Below are 24,411 nucleotides of genomic sequence, written 5' to 3' on the forward strand. Positions count from 1 at the left end.
TCGACACAGCACAGAACCCAGTGTGGGAGCGAGCCTGCTCGCGATAGCGTCCTCCCTGACGCCACCAATCACCCCGCCTTGCGCAACGCGTCGATCAGCTGTTGCTTACGCATCCTCGAGCGCCCGGGAATGTTTTTCGCCCGGGCCTCCTTCATCAGGCTGTCCACCGTCTGGGTCGCATGGGAGGCTTTGCTGGTACGCGGGTGACCTTCGCGGGTCTTGGCGGCGCGGCGGGCCGATTCCTTGCGGTCGGTTTTCTTGGCCGTTGCCGGCTTTTCCTTGCCCGAACCACCGGAGCGTTCGCCACCACCGGACTGCTTGTTCACGGTCGCCCAGGCGCGTGCCTCGGCTTCGTTCTCGGACACACCTTTTTTCTCGTAGCTTTTTTCAATGTGTGCGGCCTTGCGCTTTTGCTCGGCGGTGTATTTGTCTTTGCTTCCACGAGGCATGGGATGTTCCTCCTCAAATGTCCGGGCAGAGGCTATTGGCTGGCGGAGCCACCTTCGGAGCCCGAACCACCGGTCGTGGTTTTCGAGCCCACCCCGGTCTCGGCGTTATCAGGCGCTGTCGAGTCCGGTGTATTCATGCCGCCCTGACGACCCGTGTCATTACCCTGCACGCGCGGATCAGTGCCGGTGGCGGGTGGCTGGCCATTGTTCAGGCCGCCGCCGGTACCGTCGGTGTTCAATTTGGGCAGGCCTTGCGTGGCGGGGGAGTTGGGCGCTTGCACGGGATCGGTCGGCCCGGTGCCGGAGGTCGAAGCCGCGAAGGCTACCGAGGACAGCAACGCGGCGAAGGTGAACGCGGTCAGCCTTGAAGTGATCATGGGTGTCGCCTCCATTTTTCAGAATGCTTACCTGATCTTGGGCCTCGCTGGATTTGGGTTGGTGCCTCGGGTGCGACGAATGGTCTAGTCGTCGAGTCCGGCTTCTTCCATGAATTGCTCCATGAAGTTTTTTAGTTTTTCGTGACGGGTCAGCGCCATGTGTTGCCCGGTGGCAGTCTGGAAACCGTCGGCCAGGTGCAACAATTTGGTCTGGAAATGATCGAGGCAGAAACGTCGATCATCGTAGTCCCGGGATTTGGCCTGCGGATCCTGAGGGTCATAGAGCGCACTGCCCATGCGTCCGGCCACATAGAATGTGCGCGCCACCCCGAGCAGGCCCAATGAGTCTAGGCGGTCGGCGTCCTGGAGAATTTTGGCTTCGAGTGTGATTGCTGCGATATTGGCCGAAAAACTGTGAGCCTCGATGGCATGCGCAACGGCGCTGATTTTTTCGTTTGGCCAGTTCAGTGTCGACAACAGTGTCGATGCCTTATCCGCTGCCAGGCGAGAGGCTTGGGCGCGCAGCGGTGAATTCTTTTCCACTGCCACGCAGTCATGCAGCAACGTTGCCGCCAGCAGGATAAGCAGGTCACCGCCTTCATGACGGTGGAGCAAGYGTACGTTGTGCCAGACCCGCTGCAGGTGTGACAGATCGTGAGCGCCATCCTCCGATGGCTCCAGTGCGTGAGGCAGCAACTGGGCAGCGACGGTTTGAAAAGGTGCAAAGACGGCAGCGGTCATGACAGATCCTTTGTATGTCGGTACTTCGTGGGTTCGTGGATGATGTTCATTTTCATATGTGACGAGCGCCCCGTGGCGGCTTAGTATGGCGCTTTCAATTGGCTACAAGGCCTGTTCATGTCCATCGAGATCCGTCCTGCGCAACCCAGCGATGCGCCTCAAATCCTTGCCTTCATCACTGAGCTTGCCGATTACGAAAAGGCCCGCCACGAAGTCATCGCCAGTGTGGCGGACATCGAGCGCAGCCTGTTCAGCGAAGGCGCAACGGCCCACGGGTTGATCTGCCTGCGTGATGACGTGCCAATCGGTTTCGCGGTGTTTTTCTTCAGTTATTCCACCTGGCTGGGCAGCAACTGCCTGTACCTCGAAGACTTGTACATCACGCCTGACCAGCGCGGTGGCGGGGCGGGCAAGACGTTGCTGCGCCATTTGGCGAAAGTTGCCTGTGACAACGATTGCGGGCGTTTCGAATGGAGTGTGCTGGACTGGAACACGCCGGCCATCGAGTTCTACAAATCCCTCGGCGCGCAACCACAGGAAGAGTGGGTGCGCTACCGAATGGACGGCAAGGTGCTACGGGATTTCGCTAACGGCAACTGAGCACTTCATGAGTGCGCGGCGGATGCGTACTCGGCAAACCCCGGTCGCTGTTCGAGGCGTTTGCAGTAGGCCGCCACGGCCGGATAGTCGGGACGCTCCATGGGCGCCTGGCGCCAGCGGTGCACCGACAAGCCGATGAGCACATCCGCAAGGGAAAACGCCGTACCGGCCACGTAGGCGCCGGTGCGGTTCAACTGCTGCTCCAGCAAACCCATCTTCTCGTTCCAGCCTTTGACGCCGGCGGCGATTCGCTGTGGGTCCTGGAAGTCCGGATTCTTGCGTACCAGGGCGTGGAATGCGTAACCCCATGACGGGTTGAGCTCTGTGGCTTGCCAGTCCATCCACTGCTCGACACGCGCCCGTGCGGCAGGTTCGACAGGCAGCAGGTCGTTGCGCCCATGTTTGCCCACCAGATAGCGGCAAATGGTGTTCGACTCCCAGAGCACACCGTTTTCATCAATGATCACCGGCACCTGGGCGTTGGGATTCAAGGCCAGGAAATCCGGGTCTTGGGTCGAAGAAAAACCAATGCCCCAGTCTTCGCGCTCGTAGGCGATTTCCAGTTCCTGGCAGGTCCACAGCACTTTCCTGACGTTGATCGAGGAAGTGCGGCCGAGGATTTTCAGCTGTTGTCCCATCACTTTTTCCCTGAGTTGTTTGGCGTCCGTTCAGAAACGTAGCAGGGTCTTGGACGGATGGCGATTGGCTTTGTGGTTGGTTTACTAGATCCCAATATATGGGAGTGATATTTATATATTGAGATATTGTCGCGCCCAGGTTTATAGTCCGTTCCACTCACTGCCAAAAAACAGAACAGGTGAAGCGGATGCAGGCGCAATTGATCGCGCTCGATTGGGGGACCACCTCATTACGGGCTTACAAACTCGCAGCCGGTGGCGAGGTGCTCGAGCAGCGCTCGCTGTCATCGGGGATCATGCAGTTGCCTTCCGGGCCGCGAACCGTGGCCGGCCGGGTGTGCATCGACGGTTTCGAACTGGCCTTCGACGAGGCCTGCGGCGATTGGCTCGATGCGCAGCCTGGCTTGCCTGTCATTGCCTGCGGCATGGTCGGCAGCGCTCAGGGCTGGCGTGAAGCGCCGTACTGCGACACACCCGCCAACGTCGCCAATCTCGGACATTCCCTACGAACCGTTCGCAGCCTTCGCGGTGTCGATGTGCACATTGTGCCCGGCGTGATTCAGCGTTCACGCTTGCCCAATGTCATGCGCGGTGAAGAAACCCAGGTGCTTGGCGCCTTGCACAGCCTGCCGGACGAAGCGGTGCTGATCGGTTTGCCCGGCAGTCATTCGAAATGGGTGGAAGTGGCCGATGGCTGCATCGTGCATTTCGACACCTTCATGACCGGCGAGATCTTCGCCGTGCTCAGTGACCACAGCATTCTTGGCCGCACCCAGCAACGGAGTACGACCTTCGATGGCGTGGCCTTTGATCGTGGCGTACAGGTGGCGTTGTCGGTGGACGGCCGGATCGGGCCGTTGTCCACGGTGTTCAGCGCTCGCAGCCTGGGCTTGACCGGCGAACTGGAGGCCAGCGCCCAGGCCGATTACCTCTCGGGCCTGCTGATCGGCCATGAGCTGACGGCGCTGGCCGAGGTGCAACGCCGTCGCCGCGACAGCCTGCACCTGCCGACGGTGGTGCTGATCGGCAACTCCCAACTCTGTGTCCGTTATCAACGGGCCCTAGACGCCTGCGGCTTCGCCCGGGTGGTCTTGGCCGAACAGGCCACCGAACGCGGTTTGTGGCAACTGGCCGTGGCGGCTGGGTTGCTCGATTCCACCGCCCCCTGAACCTGACTGGAGATCTGACATGCTCGCACAAGCACTGGCGCACAACGGGTTGATCGCGATCCTGCGTGGTCTGCGTCCCGAAGAGGCGGCAGCCATCGGCGAAGTCCTGTACAGCGCCGGATTTCGCGTCATCGAAGTGCCGCTCAATTCCCCCGAACCGTACGAAAGCATCCGCATCCTGCGCAGTACCTTGCCCGCCGATTGCCTGATCGGTGCCGGTACCGTGCTCACGCCGGAACAGGTCGAGCAGGTGAAAGCCGCTGGCGGCCAAGTGATCGTCATGCCCCACAGCGATCCGAAGGTACTGCGCGCGGCGAAAGCGGCGGGCTTGTACCTGTCGCCCGGCGTCGCCACGCCCACCGAAGCCTTTGCCGCGCTGGCCGAAGGCGCCGATGTGCTGAAGATGTTTCCCGCCGAGCAAATGGGCCCGGCGGTGGTCAAGGCCTGGCTCGCGGTACTGCCGGCCGGGACCGTGTTGGTGCCGGTGGGCGGGATTACGCCGGACAACATGGCGGTGTTTGTCGAAGCCGGTGTCAAGGGTTTCGGCCTCGGTTCCGGGCTGTTCAAGCCGGGCCTGACAGCGGATGAAGTGGCGGTGCGGGCCAAGGCCTACGTGGCCGCATGGAACGCCTTGAACTGAAGACTTTTCCAGCGCCCCGTGCGCTGCATCTGACAAGAGAGACAACAAGATGAAAATCACCAAGCTGACCACGTTTATCGTTCCGCCGCGCTGGTGCTTCCTCAAGGTCGAGACCGACGAGGGCGTGACCGGTTGGGGCGAGCCGGTGGTCGAAGGCCGGGCCCACACGGTGGCGGCGGCTGTCGAGGAATTGTCCGACTACCTGATCGGCAAAGACCCACGCAACATCGAAGACATCTGGACCGTGCTCTATCGCGGCGGCTTCTACCGCGGCGGGGCCATTCACATGAGCGCCCTGGCCGGTATCGACCAGGCGCTGTGGGACATCAAGGGCAAGGCCCTGGGCGTGTCGGTCAGCGACCTGCTGGGCGGCCAGGTGCGCGACAAGATCCGGGTGTATTCGTGGATCGGCGGCGACCGGCCGGCGGACACCGCCCGGGCGGCGAAAGAAGCCGTGGCGCGGGGCTTCACGGCGGTGAAGATGAACGGCACCGAAGAGCTGCAGTTTCTCGACACCTATGAAAAAGTCGACCTGGCCCTGGCCAACGTCGCGGCGGTGCGCGATGCGGTGGGGCCGAACGTCGGCATTGGCGTGGACTTCCATGGCCGGGTGCACAAGCCGATGGCCAAGGTGTTGATGAAGGAACTCGACCCTTACAAACTGATGTTCATCGAAGAGCCGGTGCTCAGCGAAAACTACGAAGCCCTCAAGGAATTGGCGCCGCTGACCAGCACCCCGATTGCCCTGGGCGAACGCTTGTTCTCGCGCTGGGACTTCAAGCGCGTACTCAGCGAAGGCTACGTGGACATCATCCAGCCGGATGCGTCCCACGCCGGCGGCATCACCGAAACCCGCAAGATCGCCAACATGGCCGAGGCCTACGACGTGGCGCTGGCATTGCACTGCCCGCTGGGCCCGATCGCCCTGGCGGCGTGCCTGCAACTGGATGCGGTCTGCTACAACGCGTTCATCCAGGAACAGAGCCTGGGTATCCACTACAACGAGAGCAACGACCTGCTGGATTACATCAAGGATCCACAGGTGTTCGACTACGACAAGGGCTTCGTGAAAATCCCCAATGGTCCGGGCCTGGGCATAGAGATCAACGAGGAATACGTCATCGAACGCGCAGCCATCGGCCACCGCTGGCGCAACCCGATCTGGCGGCATGCCGATGGCAGTTTTGCCGAGTGGTGAGTGAGCCCTGACTCTCTCGGTTTGATCGTTCCCACGCTCTGCGTGGGAATGCAGCCAGGGACGCTCCGCGTCCCTCAAGAGCCGAACGCGGAGCGTCCGTAGAGGCGTTTCCACGCAGAGCGTGGGAACGATCGTGCGTGCTCGATTCCTCAATAAACATAAAAAGAGGCACCTCACATGCAAGCGCACACCCTGAGCGCGCAGGCGTCGTTGGTGACGCCCAGCCGCAAGCGTTTTTTCATCATGGTCCTGCTGTTCATCACCGTGGTGATCAATTACCTGGACCGCAGCAACCTCTCGATCGCCGCCCCCGCATTGACCAGCGACCTGGGCATCGATCCGATCCACGTCGGGCTGATTTTCTCGGCGTTCGGCTGGACCTACGCTGCCATGCAGATCCCCGGTGGTTGGCTGGTAGATCGAGTGCCGCCGCGCATTTTGTACAGCGTGGCACTGCTGTTGTGGTCGGTGGCCACGGTAATGCTGGGTTTTGCCGCCAGTTTCATCGCGCTGTTCGTGCTGCGCATGGCGGTCGGTGCCCTGGAAGCGCCGGCTTATCCGATCAACAGCCGCGTGGTCACCACCTGGTTTCCTGAGCGCGAGCGGGCCACGGCCATCGGTTTCTATACCTCCGGGCAGTTTGTCGGGCTGGCCTTCCTGACCCCGGTATTGGCCTGGCTGCAACACGCCTTCGGTTGGCACATGGTGTTTGTCGCCACGGGCGCGGTGGGCATTCTCTGGGCGGCGATCTGGTACGCGGTGTATCGCGAGCCACGGGATTTCAAAGGCGCCAACGCCGCCGAAATCGAATTGATCGGCGAAGGCGGCGGGCTGGTGGATATCCAGGCCGATACCGCCAAGGTCAAGGCGAAATTCAGTTGGACCGACCTGGGCATCGTCCTGACCCAACGCAAGTTGTGGGGCATTTACCTGGGGCAGTTCTGCCTCAACTCCACGCTGTGGTTTTTCCTGACGTGGTTCCCGACCTACCTGGTGAAATATCGCGGCATGGACTTCATCAAGTCCGGCTTGCTGGCGTCGTTGCCGTTCCTCGCGGCGTTTGTCGGCGTGCTGTGCTCCGGGTTCTTTTCCGACTGGCTGATTCGGCGCGGCGCCACCGTGGGGTTTGCGCGCAAGCTGCCGATCATTGGCGGGTTGCTGATCTCGACCTCGATCATCGGCGCCAACTTCGTCGAGTCGACGCCGCTGGTGATTGCCTTCCTGGCCTTGGCGTTCTTCGGCAATGGCCTGGCGTCGATCACCTGGTCGCTGGTCTCCACACTGGCGCCGGCGCGACTGCTCGGGTTGACCGGTGGGGTGTTCAACTTCATCGGCAACCTGGCGGCCATCGCCACGCCGATCGTCATTGGCTTCCTCGCCAGCGGCGATTCGTTTGCCCCGGCCATCACCTATATCGCTGTCCTGGCACTGGCTGGCGCGCTGTCCTACATCCTGCTGGTCGGGAAGGTCGAGCGCATCGAGTTGTAGTCCGACGGGGCGGGCGACCATAATGCCGCCCGTTCCCCGCTCACTGTTGAAGGCCGGCTATGCAGCAAGACGATCCAAAAATCACCAAGGACGCCGCGCCCACAGGCACGCAGACATTGTTGCGTGGCTTGGGTGTGGTCCAGGCGGTCGCCAGCGGCGCCCGTGACTTGAAGGAAATCGCCCGGCTGATCGGCACCACCCGCAGCACCACCCATCGCCTGGCCAGTTGCCTGGTGGACGAGCGTTACCTGCGCGTGGTGCCACAAGTGGGTTACCTGCTGGGGCCGAAACTGATCGAACTGGGCTTTCAGGCCCGGGAAGAGTTGCCACTGGTGAGCCTGGCGGGGCCGTACCTGGACGAGCTGTCGGCGCTCACCGGGGACACCGTGCACTTGGCGATTCGCGAGGGCGACGAAGTCTTGTACCTGCTGAAAAATCCAGGGCGCAACGGTCCGGAAATGCGCTCGCGCGTAGGCCATCGCATGCCGTTGGCGCGCACCGGGATCGGCAAGGCGCTGATGCTCGATGACTCGCAGGAACAATGGAAGCGGCTGTATGAAATCAGCCTGCCAGCGGGTGGGAAGAATCAGTTCTGGCCCCAGCATCAGGAACAATCCTGGGAACAGTTCCAGCAACGAATGGTGGAGTACGTGGCAGGGGGCTATGCCTTCGACCTGGAAGACAACGAACCGTCGATTCGCTGTGTGGCGGCGCCGATCCGTGACGCCGGCAAGCGCATTGTTGCCGGTATCAGCATCGCCAGCACCGTGCCGTACATGCCGCTGGAAAAGATGGCCGAGCTGATTCCCCTGGTCAAAGGGGTCACAGCCCGGCTGTCGGCGGAACTGGGCGCCAAGGCTTGACGAGCGTCAGGCCTTGAGCGTGGCCATGTCGATGACAAAGCGGTATTTCACATCTCCGGCGATCATGCGGCTGTAGGCCTCGTTGATCTGGCGGATGTCGAGCATTTCAATGTCGCAGCTGATGTTGTGTTCGGCGCAGAAATCCAGCACCTCTTGGGTTTCTGCGACACCGCCGATCAGCGAACCGGCGAGGACGCGGCGACCCATGATCAGTTTTGCCGCGTGTACCGGCGGATCGATCGGCTCGACCAGGCCCACGATGATGTGCACGCCGTCGAAACGCAGCGTGTCAAGGTAGGGATTGAGGTCGTGCTGCACCGGAATGGTGTCCAGCAGGAAGTGGAATCGTCCGGCTGCGGCGGCCATCTGTGCGGCGTCGGTGGACACGATCACATGGTCTGCGCCCTGGCGACGCGCTTCTTCGGCCTTGCTCGCCGAGCGGGTGAACAACGTGACTTCCGCGCCCATGGCCTTGGCGAACTTGATGCCCATGTGGCCCAGGCCGCCCATGCCCAGCACGCCAACCTTGTCGCCAGCCTTCACGCCATAGTGCTTGAGGGGCGAGTAGGTGGTGATGCCAGCGCAGAGAAGTGGTGCGGCGCTGGCCGGGTCGAGTGCTGCCGGAATGCGCAGTACGAAGTGTTCGCTGACCACGATGCTGTTGGAGTAACCGCCCATGGTGTGGCCGCCACTCACGCGGTCCGGGCTGGCGTAGGTCTGGGTCATGCCTTCCAGGCAGTATTGCTCCAGGTCAGCGCGGCAAGCTTCGCACTCGCGGCAAGAGTCGACCATGCAGCCCACACCGACCAAATCGCCTGCTTTATAGCGGGTGACATTCGCACCAACGGCGGTGACTTTGCCGATGATTTCATGGCCGGGCATCAGCGGGTAAAGGGCGATGCCCCATTCATTGCGGGCCTGGTGGATGTCGGAATGGCAGACGCCGCAGTAGAGAATGTCGATCGCCACGTCGTCGGCTCGCGGGCTGCGACGCTCGAACTTCATGGGGGCGAGGGGAGTGGTGGCCGACTGGGCGGCATATCCGATGGCTGTGTACATGATGGACCTCGCTAAGCAGTGAACGGTGAGGGGTTCCATTCTGGGAGTCCTGGCGGCCGGCGGCGATGGCGATTCCTCCGCGTGTCATGCCTAATCCTCCGGTCTTGGCCAGGATCTGATCCTATGTGACGCCAGACCTGCGATGATGGTTTCATCCCATTTTTCGTGAAGTTTTTGCCCATGTTGTTGACCCGTCATCTTGATGCCAACGCCACGCTGGTTTCACTGATAGAACCCCTGGCGACCCGTGACGGCTTCGTCCCGACGCCACTGCCCGGCGTACATGCGCTGCGGGCCAGCCAGGACGTCGCCCGTGGCCCGCAGCTCTATGAGCCGAGCCTGGTGATCATCGCCCAAGGCAGCAAATTGGCGTACCTGGGGCCGCGGACACTGGAATATGGCGCTGGGCACTATCTGATTCAGGCCTTGCCGGTGCCCTTCGAATGCGAAACCTACGCCATGCCCAATGCTCCGCTGCTTGGGGTTTCCGTTGCGATCGATCGGGCGCTGCTTGGGGAGTTGGTACTGGCCATGGGGCTGGTGCCGGGGCGGAGCCTGGCGCCGCAGACGCTGGAATCGATGACCTGCGCCGTGCTCGATGACGCCATGCGTGGGTGCGTCGAACGCTTGTTGCGTTGCTTGCACGACCCACTGGAATGCCAGGTCATGGGCCAGGCGCGGCTGCGGGAGTTGCTGTTCGTTGCGTTGCGCGGGCCCCAGGCCGATGTGCTGCGGGCGCTGGTGGAGCAGCAAGGTCAATTCGCCCGGATTGCCGCGGCCCTGAGCCATTTGCATGCGCACTTCACTGAGCCGCTGAACGTCGAGACCTTGGCCGGTTGCGCGAACATGAGCGCCTCGACCTTCCATGAGCATTTCAAGCGCAGCACCTTGCTGTCGCCAGTGCAGTACCTCAAGCGTTTGCGCCTGCTCAAGGCCCAGCGGCTGTTGATCACCGAGGGCATGGGCGTGGCCCAGGTCGCGCACCAGGTGGGGTATCAGAGCTCGTCGCAGTTCAGTCGGGAGTACAAGCGCTACTTCGAGCGCAACCCCGGGGAAGAGCGCGCCGCCTGAGTCTTTGAAAATCCCTTGTGGGAGCGAGCTTGCTCGCGATCGCAGTGTGTCGGTCGACATCTGTGTTGAATGAAAAATCCCTATCGCGAGCAAGCTCGCTCCCACATTTGGACTGTTGTGTTGCTTGAATCGGAGGCAACAAAAAGGCCCCCATTACGGGAGCCTTGATGTTCAGCGCAACGGCTTACATGTTCGGGTAAGTCGGTCCGCCAGCGCCTTCCGGCGACACCCAAGTGATGTTCTGCGAAGGGTCCTTGATGTCACAGGTCTTGCAGTGCACGCAGTTCTGGGCGTTGATCTGGAAGCGCTTCTCGCCGTCTTCCTTGGTCACCACTTCGTACACGCCGGCCGGGCAGTAGCGCTGGGCCGGTTCGTCGTACAGCGGCAGGTTCTTGCTGATCGGGATGCTCGGGTCGGTCAGCTTCAGGTGGCAAGGCTGTTCTTCTTCATGGTTGGTACCGGAGATGAATACCGAGCTGAGTTTGTCGAAACTGATCTTGCCGTCCGGTTTCGGGTAGTCGATTTTCTTGCAATCGGCTGCCAGCTTGAGGCAGGCGTAGTCCGGCTTGGTGTCGTGCAGGGTGAACGGCATTTTGCCGCCAAGGATGTTCTGGTCGAACCAGTTGAAGCCGGCGCCGATAATCGGGCCGAACTTGTGCATCGCCGGGCCGAAGTTGCGGCTGGCGAACAGTTCTTCATAGAGCCAGCTGGCTTTGAAGCGGTCGACGTAGTTGGTCAGTTCATCACCGCCTTCGCCGCCGGACAGCAACGCTTCAGCCACCGATTCGGCGGCGAGCATGCCGGATTTCATCGCGGTGTGGCTGCCCTTGATCTTGGCCACGTTCATGGTGCCCAGATCGCAGCCGATCAATGCGCCACCCTTGAAGACCATTTTTGGCAGCGAATTGATACCACCCTTGGCCAATGCACGAGCGCCATAGCTGACACGCTTGCCGCCTTCCAGGTACTGCTTGAGCACCGGGTGATGCTTGAGGCGCTGGAACTCGTCGAACGGCGACAGGAACGTGTTGCTGTAGGACAGGTCGACGATCAGGCCGACCACCACCTGGTTGTTTTCCAGGTGATAGAGGAAGGAGCCGCCGGTGTTTTCGGTGCCCATGATGTCCAGCGGCCAGCCGGCGGTGTGCACCACCAGGCCGGGTTGATGCTTGGCCGGATCGATTTCCCAGATTTCCTTCAGGCCGATGCCGTAGTGCTGGGCGTCGGCCTCGCTGTCGAGGTTGAAGCGCTTGATCAGTTGCTTGCCGATGTGGCCACGGCAGCCTTCGGCGAACAGCGTGTACTTGCCACGCAGTTCCATGCCAGGGGTGTAGAGGCCTTCCTTCGGGTGGCCTTCGCGGTCGACACCCAGGTCGCCGGTGATGATCCCGCGAACCACGCCGTTCTCGTCGAACAGCGCTTCCTGGGCGGCGAAGCCCGGGTAGATTTCCACGCCCAGGTTCTCGGCCTGCTGGGCCAGCCAGCGGCACAGGTTGCCCAGGGAAATAATATAGTTGCCTTCGTTGTGCATGGTCTTGGGCACAAAGAAGTCAGGGATTTTGCTCGCGGCCTCGGCGTTTCTCAGGACATAAATGTCATCGCGCACGACGGGCGTGTTCAACGGGGCGCCGAGTTCTTTCCAGTCCGGGAACAGTTCGTTCAGGGCGCGGGGCTCGAACACCGCACCGGAGAGGATGTGCGCACCGACCTCGGAGCCTTTTTCGACCACGCAGACGCTGATTTCCTTACCGGCTTCGGCGGCCTTCTGTTTCAGTCGGCAAGCGGCAGACAGGCCAGCGGGGCCGGCACCGACGATGACCACGTCGAATTCCATGTATTCGCGTTCCACAGGGCTATCTCCTACTCAAGGCTCACAGTTTTTTCTAATTGGAGGTTTGGCGTTGCATCCGTTGTTTCCTTCGCGAAAAGCGACGAAAGCGACAATGGATGAAACGCGTGTCTCTCTTAAGCGGCGCATTATATCTACACCACTCTCAGGGTCCAATACAAACGTTTGTTTGAAATTGCCGCAGCCCAGATAAATCACAGACGTACGGCTTATGACTGACCATTTTGCCGTATTGACCGGAATAGGCGTTCCGGTCAAGATACGGGCGGTTTTGCGCTCGCCGTAGGCTGACTGTTGGTTTCAAGAGCACCTCTAAAAACAGGGCGAAGGCAGCACAAAGTGACGCATTGCGTGGTTCCGACGCGCAGTTTACACGCCGCGATAATGAATGACTCATCAGTCATCACTGACGAATGGTCTTCACTCCCGTGAGCTGGGTCATGTGTGGTTCATGCCGGCGTTTTTAGAGGTGCCCTTGCGCCCATGAGCATCAACCGCCAGGTTCGCCTAGGCGACTTTTTTTCACCGGAGAGTAACGAGGAATCCATGAAGGTTCTTGTAGCTGTCAAACGAGTGGTCGACTATAACGTCAAGGTTCGCGTCAAGGCGGACAACTCCGGCGTCGACCTCGCCAACGTCAAGATGTCGATGAACCCTTTCTGCGAAATCGCCGTAGAAGAAGCCGTACGCCTGAAGGAAAAAGGCGTGGCGACTGAGATCGTCGTCGTCTCCATCGGCCCGACCACCGCCCAGGAACAACTGCGCACCGCGCTGGCACTGGGTGCCGATCGCGCCATCCTCGTCGAATCCGCCGAAGACCTGACCTCCCTGGCCGTGGCCAAGCTGCTCAAGGCTGTTGTCGACAAGGAACAGCCATCGCTGGTGATCCTCGGCAAACAAGCCATCGACAGCGACAACAACCAGACCGGCCAGATGCTCGCTGCTTTGAGCGGCTACGGTCAGGGCACCTTCGCGTCCAAAGTCGAAGTGTCCGGCGACAGCGTTGCCGTGACTCGCGAGATCGACGGCGGCGCGCAGACCGTTTCCCTGAAACTGCCAGCGATCGTCACTACCGACCTGCGTTTGAACGAGCCGCGCTATGCGTCGCTGCCAAACATCATGAAAGCCAAGAAGAAGCCGCTTGAAGTGCTGACGCCTGACGCTTTGGGCGTTTCCACCGCCTCCACCAACAAGACCCTCAAGGTCGAAGCGCCGGCTGCACGCAGCGCGGGCATCAAGGTCAAGTCGGTGGCTGAACTGGTCGAGAAACTGAAAAACGAAGCGAAGGTGATCTGATCATGACTATCCTCGTAATCGCCGAACACGATAACAAGGCGCTGGCTCCGGCCACGCTGAACACTGTTGCGGCTGCCGCTAAAATCGGTGGCGATATTCACGTGCTGGTCGCTGGCCAAGACGCTGGCGCCGTGGCTGAAGCCGCTGCGAAAATCGCTGGCGTGGCTAAAGTGCTGTCGGCTGACAACGCTGCCTACGCTCACCAGCTGCCGGAAAACGTTGCGCCACTGGTTGCCGAGCTTGGCAAGGGCTACAGCCACATCCTGGCTGCCGCCACCTCCAACGGCAAAAACATCCTGCCGCGCGTGGCCGCTGCACTGGATGTCGACCAGATCTCCGAAATCATCTCGGTAGAAAGCGCCGACACCTTCAAGCGTCCGATCTATGCYGGCAACGCCATTGCCACCGTGCAATCGAACGCTGCGGTCAAGGTCATCACCGTCCGTGCCACCGGTTTCGACCCGGTTGCCGCCGAAGGTGGCTCGGCTGCCGTTGAAGCGGTAGGCGCTGCCCATGACGCCGGCATTTCCAGCTTCGTCGGCGAAGAACTGGCCAAGTCCGATCGTCCTGAACTGACCGCCGCCAAGATCGTCGTTTCGGGCGGGCGTGGCATGCAGAACGGTGACAACTTCAAGCACCTCTACGCCCTGGCCGACAAGCTAGGCGCTGCCGTCGGTGCTTCCCGCGCCGCGGTCGACGCCGGTTTCGTACCCAACGACATGCAGGTCGGCCAGACCGGCAAGATCGTTGCGCCACAGCTGTACATCGCCGTCGGTATCTCCGGCGCGATCCAGCACCTGGCCGGCATGAAAGACTCCAAGGTGATCGTTGCGATCAACAAGGACGAAGAAGCACCGATCTTCCAAGTGGCCGACTACGGCCTGGTGGCGGACTTGTTCGAAGCCATCCCTGAGCTGGAGAAGCTGGTCTAATCCGGCGTCTTCACTTATAAAGAGCCCGGCCCTTTGGCCGGGCTTTTTATTTCTGCCTCAGAGGAGCGTATTGCCATGGATCTGCGTCGTTTGGCTGGCTGGTCGTTGTTGTGGACGTTGGCGTTCGTGCCAGGCCTGTCTGTTGCCGCCGGCAAATGTGAACGACTGATCGCCACCGGCAGCCCGGATGCACCGCCCTATCTCTGGCAGGACCCTCAGGACCCCAAGCACTTGATTGGCGCCGGTGCCGACCTGCTGGCGCACGTCGCGCAAGAACTGGGGATCAAGATCGAACTGCTGTATGCCGGCAAGCGCGCCCAGGCGTTGGACGAAGTGCGCAGCGGACGCATGGACCTGCTCACCGACGCGCCACTGACCGTTACCGGGCTTGAAGTGCTGGATTACGTTCATCCGCCCTTGCTCGAAAACGATTACCTGGTCTGGACCCGCAAGGACTCGACGCTGGTCATCAACCAGCCCGTAGACCTTCACGGTCATCCCGGGGCCTTGTCGGAAAAGGCCCGCATGACCCAGGGATTCGGCGTCTTTGCCGAGCAGCAATTGTCCCTGGTGCGCACGCCCAACCTGACCCAGGCCTTTCAGAAACTGCTGCTGGGCGAGGTGGAATATGTCCTGGCGGGGCGCTACTCGGGCCTGGCAATGGCGCAGACACTGGGGATGGCCAACGACCTGCAAGCCGCACCGCAACCGGTGGACAAACCCGGGCTGTTCCTCGCGATTTCCCATAACTCCGCCTGCAATGACCCATGGTTACGCGGACAGCTGGCGCAAAAGATGACAGAATTGGCCGCGTCCGGCCTGGCGGAGGCTGTGTTGCAACGCAATCTCGAACGTTGGAATACACAGTTGCAGCCATCTGTCAGTGCCCCAAAACAGTAGGGAACATTAGTGACTATTCGACCTCTTTTCGCTGCCCTGGCCGTTCTGGCTCTGGCGGGCTGCGCAGCCGATCCGGCGCCGAATGAACAGATCCGCCTGACCGAACAGGCACTGGAGCAAGCCCGGGCCGTTGGCGCTACTGCCGACGAAGTGCCCGAATTGAAACTGGCAGAAGAAAAGTTCGCCCGCGCCAAATCCAACATGGCCGACGAATCCTACAAGAAGGCGCGCATGCGGGCCGAGCAGGCCGAACTCGACGCCCGCTTGGCCGAAGCGAAGGTGCTGACCCTCAAGAGCCAGGAGCAACTGAACGTGCTCGACACCCGCATCAAGCGCTTGCACAAACAATTGCGGGAGGATGCCCAATGAAGCACTCCCACGTATTGGGCAGCCTGGTCCTCGTCGGCGTGGCCAGCTTGTATGGCTGCGCCGGCCAGCGTAGCGAAGCGGCGCTTGAGCAGGCCAGCACCGACTTCCAGAAGGTCAAGGAAGACGCGAACGTATTGCGTGCCGCGCCCCGGGACGTGATCCGCGCTGGCGAATCCCTGGCCCGCGCTGATCGTTTGTCCAGCTACTGGGGCAGCGGCGAAGATGTGCAGCATTACGCCTACCTCAGCCAGCGCTACAGTGCGATCGCCCGGGAGCACAGCAACCAGGTGGTCAACGAAGAGCGTGCCGCTAAGCTCGAACTGGAACGCCAGCGCCTGCAATTGGCCCTGCGTGAATCCAAGTTGCTGAGCGTGCAGCAGCAGGGCAAATGGCTTGAAGAACAGATCATGGCGATGGCGACCACGCAAACCGATCGCGGCCTGGTGATGACCCTGGGTGACGTGCTGTTCGATACCGGCGAAGCGGAACTGAAGAACTCGGCCAACCGGGTCGTGCTCAAGATCGTGCAGTTCCTGCAGCTCAACCCCAAGCGCGTGGTCCGTATCGAGGGGTACACCGATAGCACCGGTGGCAAGCAGGAAAACCTCAAGCTGTCTCGCGACCGCGCCCAAGCGGTCGCGGATGTGCTGGTGGACCTGGGGATAGACGAAAAGCGTATCCAGGTCGAAGGCTACGGCGACGAATACCCGGTGGACGTCAACGCTTCCGAGCGCGGCCGGGCACAGAACCGTCGCGTTGAAATTGTGTTCTCCGACGAAAAAGGCCAGCTCGGCGCCGCCCGCTGAGGGCTGCGTCACTGGAAAACCCGGTCCCTGCAAAAGGCGCCGGGTTTTTTTGGCCCTGCGATCGATGCACGATGAGTACAGTTAGAGCTGTCACTCCACTGTACTGTCGAGTAATCTGGCAACTGTCCCAGTACACTTCTAAACTGTTCCGGTATCGTTTCCGACAAGAATAAAATGCCCGTGAAATCGAGTGCTGCGTCATGACCAACCTTCTGCTCTATCAACGTATTGCTCAACAGCTGGCTGAAGATATCCGGCGCGGTGTGTATCAGCCCGGTGAGCGCGTGCCTTCGGTGCGCAAGATGAGCTCGCAGCTCAACGTCAGCCATGCCACGGTGCTGCAGGCCTACGCCAACCTTGAAGACCAGGGGCTGATCCGCGCGCGGCCGCAGTCGGGCTACTACGTGCACCAGACGCCGGCCCTGACGGCACCGACGCCGGACATTGCCCGGGTCGAGCGTCCGGGGCTGGTGACGCGCAGCAGCATCATCCAGCAAGTATTGGTCGAGTCGCGCCGCGAAGGGGTGTTTCCCCTGGGAGCGGCGGTGCCGAGCGTCGACTATCTGCCGGTCCGGGCCCTGCATCAGCAATTGGCCAAGGTCACACGCTTCCACAGCCCGCGGGCGTTCAGCTACATGTTCAGCCCGGGTTTCGAGCCATTGCGCCGCCAAGTGGCGATTCGCATGCGCGATGCCGGCGTCGTGGTGGACCCTTCCGAGGTGGTGATCACCCACGGTTGCGTCGATGCCTTGCAGATGTCCTTGCGGGTGCTGACGCGGCCGGGGGACTTGATCGCCGCCGAGTCGCCGACCTATTACGGCTTGCTGCAACTGGCGGATCTGTTGGGCCTCAAGGTCATCGAGATCCCCAGCGACCCGGTCACCGGCATGAGCCTGGAGGCCTTGCAGTTGGCGGCCAACCAATGGTCGATCAAGGCGCTGGTGCTGACCACGCGCCTGAGCAATCCTCTTGGCGGCACCATGCCGGAAGAGCGGCAAAAGCAACTGCTGCGCCTGGCGTCGGACTTCGACATCCAGATCGTCGAGGACGATATCTATGGCGAGTTGATGTTCGAGCAGGGGCGCACCAAGGCCCTCAAGGCCTACGACCGACTGGACCGGGTCATCTACTGCTCGAGTTTTTCCAAGACGTTGTCACCGGGTGTGCGCATCGGCTGGATGATCGCGGGGAAATTCCAGCAGGAAATCCAGCGGCTCCAGACCTTCAGTACGCATTCGGCGTGCAGCGTCACGCAGATGGGCATTGCCGCGTACCTGGAAAACGGCGGCTATGACCGGCACTTGCGCTATATCCGGCAGGAGTACCGCAAGAACCTCAGCGCCTTTCAGCTGGCGGTGCAGCAGTACTTCCCCGAAGGCACGCAGATGAGCCGTCCCACTGGAGGCTTCATCCTGTGGGTCAGCCTGCCGGGGCGGGTCAATACCCAGGAGTTGCATGTGCGGGCGTTGCAACAAGGCATCAGCATCGCGCCAGGGCTGATTTTCAGTAACACCGAGCAGTTCAACCACTGCATTCGCTTGAACTGCGGTACGCCCTGGAACCGTGAGGCGGAGCGAGCCCTGATGACGCTCGGGATGTTGGCCACTCAATTGTGCCAAGAGACGGCCAACGGATTTCTTTAGACGTCAGTGGCTTAGCTCGATGTGCTTGTCAGCGCCTCATTATCAGGCGAGCATGGGGGTCTCTGCCGTCAATGCCGTTGTATCTATGAAAGCCATTGTTCCTGCTGCCTGGATTTTGATCGGCCTGTTGAGCGTCTTCCACATGGGAGGCGTCGTCGCGGCAGCGCCAGCGCAGGAAAAACCGGCCGCCAGTGCCACGAAGGATGCGCCGAAAAAAACCACAGCGACCAAGAAGCCTTCCGCCAAGAAGGTGGTACCCGCGAAGAAAAAACGCGCGCCCATCGCCTCCAAGAGCAAATCCGCCCACGAGGTCGCCAAGACCCCATTGCCGCCGGCCAAGCTGGATTTGAGCTTGCCCCATGAAATGGTCGATAAACTGCAACCGCCGGGTAAGGTGGTGCAGTTCAAGCGTGAACCCCTCTTGCCGTCGATGTTCGGCGAGAAACCTGGGCCGTTTCAGCTCAATGGCCGTTTGTTGAGCAATGAAATGCAGCTGCCGCTGCGCAACCAGGAGCGTAATGAGGTGGAAGGCGCGGCGCTGGATTTCGAATTCAAGCAATAACCTTCGGCAGACCTGCAGTTCGTCGCTGACCATTCGGTCATCCCGCCGTGGTCAAAAAAACACGCAGACGGTAATTTAAAACGAGTGTTTTAGCCGTTACTCTGTGTTCTGTTACTAACCATTACCTGTCGTGAGGATGTTGTCGTCATGAAATGCCGTGAAGGCTGTGGCGCCTGTTGCATCGCCCCTTCCATCAGCTCACCTATCCCTGGCATGCCCCACGGCAAGCCGGCGGGAGAACGTTGCGCGCAATTGTCGGTCGATAACCTGTGCCGGATCTTCGGCCAGCCGGAGCGTCCGGCGGTGTGCTCGGCGTTCGAAGCCGACATCGAGGTTTGCGGCAGCAGCAGTGAAGAGGCCATCCGGCTGATCGGTTGGTGGGAGCAAATCACGGCAGCGTAATGAGTCAATGAACGGATCCTAACTGAACGAACTTGGACAATAAGGAAAAGAACTATGGGTTCGCTGCATCGTATGGCTGTGTTGTGTGGGTTGACCGTGTTGCTGGCAACGGCCACCGCTCAGGCAGAGGACTGGCAGGTTGCCAAGGAGAAGGACGGTATCAAGGTTTCCCTCAGTGAGGTGGCGGGCTCCAAATACAAGGCCTATCGCGGCGTGACGGTGATGAAAACCACCATGGCCAAGCTGCGGGCCCTGCAGGAAGACGTTTCCGGTGCCTGCGCCTGGATTCATGAATGCAAGAGCCAGAAACTGCTCAAGCACGAAGGCAATCAGAGCTGGACCTACACTCAGTTCAACACGCCGTGGCCGGTGACGTCCCGGGACTCGATACTGGAAGTGACCACCGAGGAGGGCGCCGATGGCAGCCTGACCCGCAAGCTCAAGGGTGTGCCGAAATACCTGCCCGAAGAGCAAGGTTTCGTGCGAGTGACCCAGGTCGACGGTTTCTGGAAGTTCACGCCAAAGGGCGCTGACCAGATCGAAGTGACCTATCAGGTCCACACCGAACCAGGGGGTGACGTGCCGTCCTGGCTGGCGAACAAGTTCGTGGTGGATGCACCGTTCAACACCTTGAAAGCCCTGAAGGAACGCGCCGAGAACTGATCGGCCACGGCTGCACTGCAAGAGACCGCCCCAGAGGCGGTCTTTTCATGTGTGCCGTCCAGACGCCCGGCGGAACGATTGTCCGGCCCTCAATGTCGAGATAAAGGTAAGCCAGGCCCTGAATTGATCAAGGAGACACCGATGCAAAAGTGGGAAATCACTTTCGTGGATGATCATGGCGAAGCCATCGCCGAGCAGTTCGACTACGAGCAGGAGCCTACGATGGAGCAGGCTGCACAACTGATTCGCGAAAAATTGCTGCCCGTTTCCGCCCAATTGGACCTCAACGACCTGGAGGGTCGTACAGAAGATCCCACCGTCAAGAACCTCAAGTCCCAGCACAGCATTGAAATCATCAGCATTACACCGATTTCATGAAACGGAGCCTGGTCTCGCTTGGCAGCGGCTGCCACTTACGGCTACTCTGCAATTGAGATCAGCGAAAGGATCGCCAAGGTCCGGTCTTGTCAGCTACATGCTTGTGTCCCGACGGCCATTTGATGCCGTACCGCTTGCAGCCTGAGGGCTTCACGCACGGGAAGACGGAAAGTCTATCCATTGGTTTCAGGAGGACGTTTCATGAGCACAGCCTATCAAGAAGACATCAGCACCAGCGTGTTGCGCCGCATGAAAGAAGGCGGTTTCGATTTTTCCCGATTCCATCCCATTGAGTTCTACGCCATTTTCCCGGACGAGGAGCGGGCGCGCAGGGCGGCAGGTCATTTTCGGGGAGAGTCGCTGAACGCGCAGATCAGTGCACGGGACGACGGGGCTTGGTCATTGGAACTGAGCCGGGTGATGTACGCCACTTACGATGACATAGGAGACTTCGAGCAAGACTTTGAGGCAGTCGTCGAACCCTTGGGTGGTGTGATCGAGGGCTGGGGCGTCAAGCAAGAGATCCGGCGCCTGCAGGCCTGACAGTTACTCACCGCAACCACAGCAACGGCTGACCTTTGTGTCGGCCGTTTTCATGTCTGTGAACTCCGCAAGAATCCTGTGGGAGCCGAGCTTGCTCGCGATGACGGCGGGTCAGCTTGCATCAATGTTGAATGTGCCGACGCCATCGCGAGCAAGCTCGGCTCCCACAGGGAATGTCATGCACCCGCCAACACCACAACCGCCAGGTTTTGTACCTAACTGTATCCAGATCAAGCCGCGTCGTTTTTCCGAGACTATGCTCAGCAGAGCGACGCCCCTGCGTCGCAATGAAGCGGGGGCAGCGGGGTGGGGGCATTTGTTGCACTAGAAAAGTGCACGGTCTCTCAGAGGAGAATCCAACCCGTTGATCATAAAGCGTTTATGCCGATGGCACGGGGCTTGCGAAGCCTTGCTGCCAGGGTGACAAGGAGCACGGCATGATCCGCAGCGGTTTTGATGAAATGTACGATGCCAACGGCCAGGTCCGTCCGCATTACCAGGCGTTTGCCCGCTGGCTGGCTGAAACGCCTGACGAGCTGCTGGCGCAACGCAGGCGCGAAGCCGACCTGTTGTTCCATCGTGCTGGCATTACGTTCACGCTCTACGGCGACGAGCAGGGGACCGAGCGGCTGATCCCTTTCGACACGATCCCGCGCAGCATCCCGGCCAGTGAATGGCGGGTGGTCGAACGTGGCTGCATCCAGCGGGTCAAGGCGCTGAACATGTTCCTGGCCGATCTCTACCACGAACAACGGATCATCCGCGCCGGCATCATTCCCGCCGAGCAGGTGCTGGCCAACGAGCAGTACCAACTGGCGATGCAGGGGCTGGATCTGCACCGTGACATCTACGCGCACATTTGTGGTGTCGATCTGGTGCGCGACGGTGACGGCACGTACTACGTGCTCGAAGACAATCTTCGTACGCCCAGCGGCGTCAGCTACATGCTCGAAGACCGCAAGATGATGATGCGCCTGTTCCCCGAACTGTTCGCCGCCCAGCGCATCGCCCCCATCGACCATTATCCGAACCTGCTGCTCGACACCCTGAAAAGCTCCAGCCCGCTGGACGATCCCAGCGTCGTGGTGCTCACGCCGGGGCGTTTCAACAGCGCGTTCTTCGAGCACGCGTTCCTGGCCCGGGAGATGGGCGTGGAGTTGGTGGAGGGCGCCGACCTGTTCGTACGCGATGACAAAGTGTTCATGCGCACCACCGACGGCCCGAAAGCGGTGGATGTGATCTACCGTCGCCTCGACGACGCGTTTCTCGATCCGCTGGCCTTCAATCCGGACTCGATGCTCGGGGTGCCGGGCCTGTTGTCGTCCTACCGTTCCGGCAACGTGGTGCTGGCCAATGCCATCGGCACGGGCGTGGCGGACGACAAGTCGGTGTACCCGTTCGTCACCGACATGATCCGTTTTTACCTGGACGAAGAGCCGATCCTGAAGAACGTTCCTACATGGCAATGCCGTAACCCCGCCGAGCTTTCCCACGTGCTGGCGAATCTTCCCGACCTGGTGGTCAAGGAAACCCAGGGCTCCGGCGGTTATGGAATGCTGGTGGGGCCGGCCGCGACGACAGCGCAGATCGATGCCTTTCGCGAGCGGATCAAGGCCAAGCCGCACGCCTACATCGCCCAGCCGACGCTGTCGCTCTCGACCTGCCCGACCTTTGTCGAAAACGGCATCGCTCCGCGCCACATCGATTTGCGGCCGTTTGTGCTGTCGGGGCGCGAGACCCGCGTGGTGCCTGGTGGGCTGACGCGGGTGGCGCTGCGCGAAGGCTCCCTGGTGGTGAATTCATCCCAGGGCGGTGGGACCAAGGACACTTGGGTCGTCGAGGATTGAGGTGCTGCCATGCTGAGTAGAACCGCCTCGGACCTGTACTGGATGTCGCGCTACCTGGAGCGTGCGGAAAACCTCGCACGGATGCTCGACGTCAGCTATTCGTTGTCACTGATGCCCCAGGACGGGCGTGGCGACGGCCTGCACGAGCTGGCCATGCCATTGCTGATCACCGGCACGCTGGATGATTACCGGGAGCGACACGGCGAGCTGCACGCCGAGCGCCTGCTGCATTTCTTTGCCCTGGAAGCGGCCAACCCGGCCAGTATCTACAGCTGCCTCGGTGCCGCGCGAGCCAGTGCCCACGCGGTACGTGGGCGAATCACCGCCGACATGTGGGAGAACATCAACGCCACCTGGCTGGAAATTCGCGGTATCGCCGAGCAAGGCTTGAATCGCTACGGCATGAGCCGTTTCTGTGAGTGGATCAAGGAGCGATCCCACCTGTTTCGTGGCGCAACCTACGGCACCATCATGCGTAACGACGCGTTCCGCTTCATTCGCCTGGGGACCTTCATCGAAAGGGCCGACAACACCCTGCGCTTGCTCGACGCCCGCTACGAAATGGCCGGTGACCAGGCCGACGCGGTCAGCGACGGCACGGCCCACGCGTATTACCAATGGAGCGCCTTGTTGCGGGCCTTGTCGTCCTTTGAGGCCTACACCGAGATCTACCGTGACGCCCCGGGCGCTCGGCATGTGGCCGAGTTGCTGCTGTTGCGCGCCGATGTGCCGCGTTCGCTGCGCGCCTGTACCGAAGAAATCAACCAGATCCTCGCGAGCCTGCCGGGCACCAACGGTCGGCAGGCACAACGGCTGGCGGCGGAAATGGACGCGCGCCTGCGCTACACCGGCATCAACGAAATCCTCGACGGGGGCCTGCATGCCTGGCTCACCGAATTCATCCCACTGGTCCGTGAACTGGGCAATGCCATTCACAGTTCCTACCTGGAGGTCATATGAGACTCTCGATCAGCCACGAAACGGCCTACCACTATGAAGATCAGGTGCGCGCCAGCATCCAGTACCTGCGCCTGACGCCCCACGACAGCGAACGCCAGCATGTGCTGAGCTGGCAACTGGATTTGCCCCGGCCGGTGCGGGCGCAGCTGGACCCGTTCGGCAACATCCTTCACGTACTGACCCTGGACGAACCCCACGAAACGGTCATCATCGGCGCCCGTGGACAGGTGGATATCGATCCGTTGCGTGAAGCCGAGCACGAGAGCCAATCGGCGCTGCCGTTCCTGCGCTTCACCCGGCTAACGGAAGCAGACGAGGCCCTTCGAGCCTTCGCTGCGCAGCAGTGCCAGCAGCGTCGCGATCGCACGGCGCTGATCGACCTGATGCACGGGCTGAACCAGCACATGATCTACACCCCTGGCACCACTGAGGTGGAGACCAGTGCGGCCCAGGCTTTTGCCGGACGTAGCGGGGTGTGCCAGGATCACACCCACGCCTTCCTGGCCTGCGCCCGTAGCCTGGGGGTGCCGGCGCGGTATGTCTCGGGGTATCTGTTCAGCGAAGCGAGCGAACACCTGGCAAGCCATGCCTGGGCGGAGGCCTGGCTTGACGACGCCTGGTACAGCTTCGACGTGACCAACCAACTGGCCCGTCCGGAGCGCCACCTGAAGCTGGCCGTGGGCCTGGATTACCTGGACGCCTGCCCGGTGCGTGGCATGCGCCGTGGCGGCGGTTGTGAGCAGATGCATGCCAAGCTGGTCGTGCCACCGGCGCCGGTGATCACGGTGCAACAACAATAACTCTCCAGCGGGGGAGCTTCTGTGGCGAGGGAGTCCCCGCCGCGTCGCCGACGCTGCGCTGTCGCGCAGCAAACAAGTGCTCGGCTTAAGATTGGGTGCGCGCGGGGAAAGAGGCCGTAGCTATCACTGGTGTGTCAGCACCCGCGAGGGAGAGTGGCCGGCACGGTA

At 61.1% G+C, this 24,411-nt stretch carries 27 protein-coding genes; 21 read left to right on the forward strand and 6 right to left on the reverse strand.

Annotated features, from left to right (window positions below):
- Positions 1 to 68: 68 nt before the first annotated feature.
- The 3 genes from AB4Z20_RS21515 to AB4Z20_RS21525 form a co-directional block, all read right to left on the reverse strand.
- Positions 69 to 449, reverse strand: coding sequence for a Rho termination factor N-terminal domain-containing protein (locus AB4Z20_RS21515; RefSeq protein ID WP_442090559.1), 381 nt, complete (start codon positions 447 to 449; stop codon positions 69 to 71).
- A gap of 32 nt (positions 450 to 481) precedes the next feature.
- On the reverse strand, positions 482 to 826 hold the full coding sequence (locus AB4Z20_RS21520) for a hypothetical protein (RefSeq protein WP_258689010.1): 345 nt from the start codon (positions 824 to 826) through the stop codon (positions 482 to 484).
- An 84-nt stretch (positions 827 to 910) separates the two neighbouring features.
- A complete protein-coding gene (locus tag AB4Z20_RS21525) occupies positions 911 to 1,567 on the reverse strand; it encodes an HD domain-containing protein (protein ID WP_442090560.1) in 657 nt (218 codons plus the stop codon).
- 117 nt (positions 1,568 to 1,684) lie between these two features.
- Between AB4Z20_RS21525 and AB4Z20_RS21530 the strand changes: the two genes are divergently transcribed.
- The gene (locus AB4Z20_RS21530; RefSeq protein ID WP_442090561.1) at positions 1,685 to 2,167 is read left to right on the forward strand and encodes a GNAT family N-acetyltransferase; all 483 of its coding nucleotides are present in this window, start codon (positions 1,685 to 1,687) and stop codon (positions 2,165 to 2,167) included.
- Between the two features lie 5 nt (positions 2,168 to 2,172).
- Here AB4Z20_RS21530 and AB4Z20_RS21535 read toward each other — a convergent pair whose 3' ends face one another.
- The gene (locus AB4Z20_RS21535; RefSeq protein ID WP_214509731.1) at positions 2,173 to 2,805 is read right to left on the reverse strand and encodes a glutathione S-transferase family protein; all 633 of its coding nucleotides are present in this window, start codon (positions 2,803 to 2,805) and stop codon (positions 2,173 to 2,175) included.
- Between the two features lie 188 nt (positions 2,806 to 2,993).
- Between AB4Z20_RS21535 and AB4Z20_RS21540 the strand changes: the two genes are divergently transcribed.
- The 5 genes from AB4Z20_RS21540 to AB4Z20_RS21560 all read left to right on the forward strand — a co-directional run bounded on the left by AB4Z20_RS21540 (position 2,994) and on the right by AB4Z20_RS21560 (position 8,163).
- Positions 2,994 to 3,974, forward strand: coding sequence for a 2-dehydro-3-deoxygalactonokinase (locus AB4Z20_RS21540; protein WP_258689005.1), 981 nt, complete (start codon positions 2,994 to 2,996; stop codon positions 3,972 to 3,974).
- A 19-nt stretch (positions 3,975 to 3,993) separates the two neighbouring features.
- Complete coding sequence (locus AB4Z20_RS21545; RefSeq protein WP_442090562.1) at positions 3,994 to 4,614, forward strand: 2-dehydro-3-deoxy-6-phosphogalactonate aldolase; 621 nt, start codon at positions 3,994 to 3,996, stop codon at positions 4,612 to 4,614.
- A 49-nt stretch (positions 4,615 to 4,663) separates the two neighbouring features.
- Positions 4,664 to 5,812, forward strand: coding sequence for a galactonate dehydratase (gene dgoD / locus AB4Z20_RS21550; RefSeq protein WP_018613609.1), 1,149 nt, complete (start codon positions 4,664 to 4,666; stop codon positions 5,810 to 5,812).
- Between the two features lie 177 nt (positions 5,813 to 5,989).
- The gene (locus AB4Z20_RS21555) at positions 5,990 to 7,300 is read left to right on the forward strand and encodes an MFS transporter (RefSeq protein ID WP_258689002.1); all 1,311 of its coding nucleotides are present in this window, start codon (positions 5,990 to 5,992) and stop codon (positions 7,298 to 7,300) included.
- 59 nt (positions 7,301 to 7,359) lie between these two features.
- On the forward strand, positions 7,360 to 8,163 hold the full coding sequence (locus tag AB4Z20_RS21560; protein WP_253476802.1) for an IclR family transcriptional regulator: 804 nt from the start codon (positions 7,360 to 7,362) through the stop codon (positions 8,161 to 8,163).
- A 6-nt stretch (positions 8,164 to 8,169) separates the two neighbouring features.
- On the opposite strand, the gene AB4Z20_RS21565 is transcribed toward AB4Z20_RS21560, so the two are convergent.
- On the reverse strand, positions 8,170 to 9,222 hold the full coding sequence (locus tag AB4Z20_RS21565; protein WP_442090563.1) for an NAD(P)-dependent alcohol dehydrogenase: 1,053 nt from the start codon (positions 9,220 to 9,222) through the stop codon (positions 8,170 to 8,172).
- Between the two features lie 180 nt (positions 9,223 to 9,402).
- Here AB4Z20_RS21565 and AB4Z20_RS21570 point away from each other — a divergent pair, with 180 nt between their 5' ends.
- Positions 9,403 to 10,293, forward strand: coding sequence for an AraC family transcriptional regulator N-terminal domain-containing protein (locus AB4Z20_RS21570; RefSeq protein ID WP_442090564.1), 891 nt, complete (start codon positions 9,403 to 9,405; stop codon positions 10,291 to 10,293).
- 184 nt (positions 10,294 to 10,477) lie between these two features.
- Here AB4Z20_RS21570 and AB4Z20_RS21575 read toward each other — a convergent pair whose 3' ends face one another.
- Positions 10,478 to 12,142: an electron transfer flavoprotein-ubiquinone oxidoreductase gene (locus tag AB4Z20_RS21575; protein ID WP_442090565.1), complete on the reverse strand. Its 1,665-nt coding sequence runs from the start codon at positions 12,140 to 12,142 to the stop codon at positions 10,478 to 10,480.
- A 546-nt stretch (positions 12,143 to 12,688) separates the two neighbouring features.
- Here AB4Z20_RS21575 and AB4Z20_RS21580 point away from each other — a divergent pair.
- The 14 genes from AB4Z20_RS21580 to AB4Z20_RS21645 all read left to right on the forward strand — a co-directional run bounded on the left by AB4Z20_RS21580 (position 12,689) and on the right by AB4Z20_RS21645 (position 24,243).
- Positions 12,689 to 13,438 (forward strand): electron transfer flavoprotein subunit beta/FixA family protein, encoded by a 750-nt coding sequence (locus AB4Z20_RS21580; protein WP_014339477.1) that lies wholly within the window; start codon positions 12,689 to 12,691, stop codon positions 13,436 to 13,438.
- A 2-nt stretch (positions 13,439 to 13,440) separates the two neighbouring features.
- Positions 13,441 to 14,370: an electron transfer flavoprotein subunit alpha/FixB family protein gene (locus AB4Z20_RS21585; RefSeq protein WP_442090566.1), complete on the forward strand. Its 930-nt coding sequence runs from the start codon at positions 13,441 to 13,443 to the stop codon at positions 14,368 to 14,370.
- Between the two features lie 75 nt (positions 14,371 to 14,445).
- Complete coding sequence (locus AB4Z20_RS21590; RefSeq protein ID WP_258688997.1) at positions 14,446 to 15,270, forward strand: substrate-binding periplasmic protein; 825 nt, start codon at positions 14,446 to 14,448, stop codon at positions 15,268 to 15,270.
- 9 nt (positions 15,271 to 15,279) lie between these two features.
- Positions 15,280 to 15,639 carry a DUF4398 domain-containing protein gene (locus tag AB4Z20_RS21595; protein WP_253476794.1) on the forward strand — a complete coding sequence of 120 codons (360 nt, stop codon included), beginning with the start codon at positions 15,280 to 15,282 and terminating at the stop codon, positions 15,637 to 15,639.
- Positions 15,636 to 16,445 (forward strand): OmpA family protein, encoded by an 810-nt coding sequence (locus tag AB4Z20_RS21600; protein ID WP_253476792.1) that lies wholly within the window; start codon positions 15,636 to 15,638, stop codon positions 16,443 to 16,445. Before AB4Z20_RS21595 ends, AB4Z20_RS21600 begins: the two co-directional genes overlap by 4 nt.
- A gap of 200 nt (positions 16,446 to 16,645) precedes the next feature.
- The gene (locus AB4Z20_RS21605) at positions 16,646 to 18,088 is read left to right on the forward strand and encodes an aminotransferase-like domain-containing protein (protein WP_018613628.1); all 1,443 of its coding nucleotides are present in this window, start codon (positions 16,646 to 16,648) and stop codon (positions 18,086 to 18,088) included.
- Between the two features lie 85 nt (positions 18,089 to 18,173).
- On the forward strand, positions 18,174 to 18,650 hold the full coding sequence (locus AB4Z20_RS21610) for a translation initiation factor 2 (RefSeq protein ID WP_253476790.1): 477 nt from the start codon (positions 18,174 to 18,176) through the stop codon (positions 18,648 to 18,650).
- A gap of 147 nt (positions 18,651 to 18,797) precedes the next feature.
- A complete protein-coding gene (locus tag AB4Z20_RS21615; protein WP_253476788.1) occupies positions 18,798 to 19,052 on the forward strand; it encodes a YkgJ family cysteine cluster protein in 255 nt (84 codons plus the stop codon).
- Between the two features lie 54 nt (positions 19,053 to 19,106).
- Positions 19,107 to 19,715, forward strand: coding sequence for an START domain-containing protein (locus AB4Z20_RS21620; protein WP_253476786.1), 609 nt, complete (start codon positions 19,107 to 19,109; stop codon positions 19,713 to 19,715).
- 141 nt (positions 19,716 to 19,856) lie between these two features.
- Positions 19,857 to 20,093, forward strand: coding sequence for a hypothetical protein (locus AB4Z20_RS21625; protein WP_057452053.1), 237 nt, complete (start codon positions 19,857 to 19,859; stop codon positions 20,091 to 20,093).
- Positions 20,094 to 20,294: 201 nt separating this feature from the next.
- Positions 20,295 to 20,636, forward strand: coding sequence for a ribonuclease E inhibitor RraB (locus AB4Z20_RS21630; RefSeq protein WP_003179463.1), 342 nt, complete (start codon positions 20,295 to 20,297; stop codon positions 20,634 to 20,636).
- A 437-nt stretch (positions 20,637 to 21,073) separates the two neighbouring features.
- A complete protein-coding gene (locus AB4Z20_RS21635) occupies positions 21,074 to 22,483 on the forward strand; it encodes a circularly permuted type 2 ATP-grasp protein (protein ID WP_014339467.1) in 1,410 nt (469 codons plus the stop codon).
- Between the two features lie 9 nt (positions 22,484 to 22,492).
- Positions 22,493 to 23,443: an alpha-E domain-containing protein gene (locus tag AB4Z20_RS21640; RefSeq protein ID WP_253476784.1), complete on the forward strand. Its 951-nt coding sequence runs from the start codon at positions 22,493 to 22,495 to the stop codon at positions 23,441 to 23,443.
- The gene (locus AB4Z20_RS21645) at positions 23,440 to 24,243 is read left to right on the forward strand and encodes a transglutaminase family protein (protein WP_442090567.1); all 804 of its coding nucleotides are present in this window, start codon (positions 23,440 to 23,442) and stop codon (positions 24,241 to 24,243) included. Before AB4Z20_RS21640 ends, AB4Z20_RS21645 begins: the two co-directional genes overlap by 4 nt.
- Positions 24,244 to 24,411: the final 168 nt, after the last annotated feature.

The sequence above is a fragment of the Pseudomonas sp. KB_12 genome (assembly GCF_052114545.1).
Lineage (GTDB): Bacteria > Pseudomonadota > Gammaproteobacteria > Pseudomonadales > Pseudomonadaceae > Aquipseudomonas > Aquipseudomonas brassicacearum.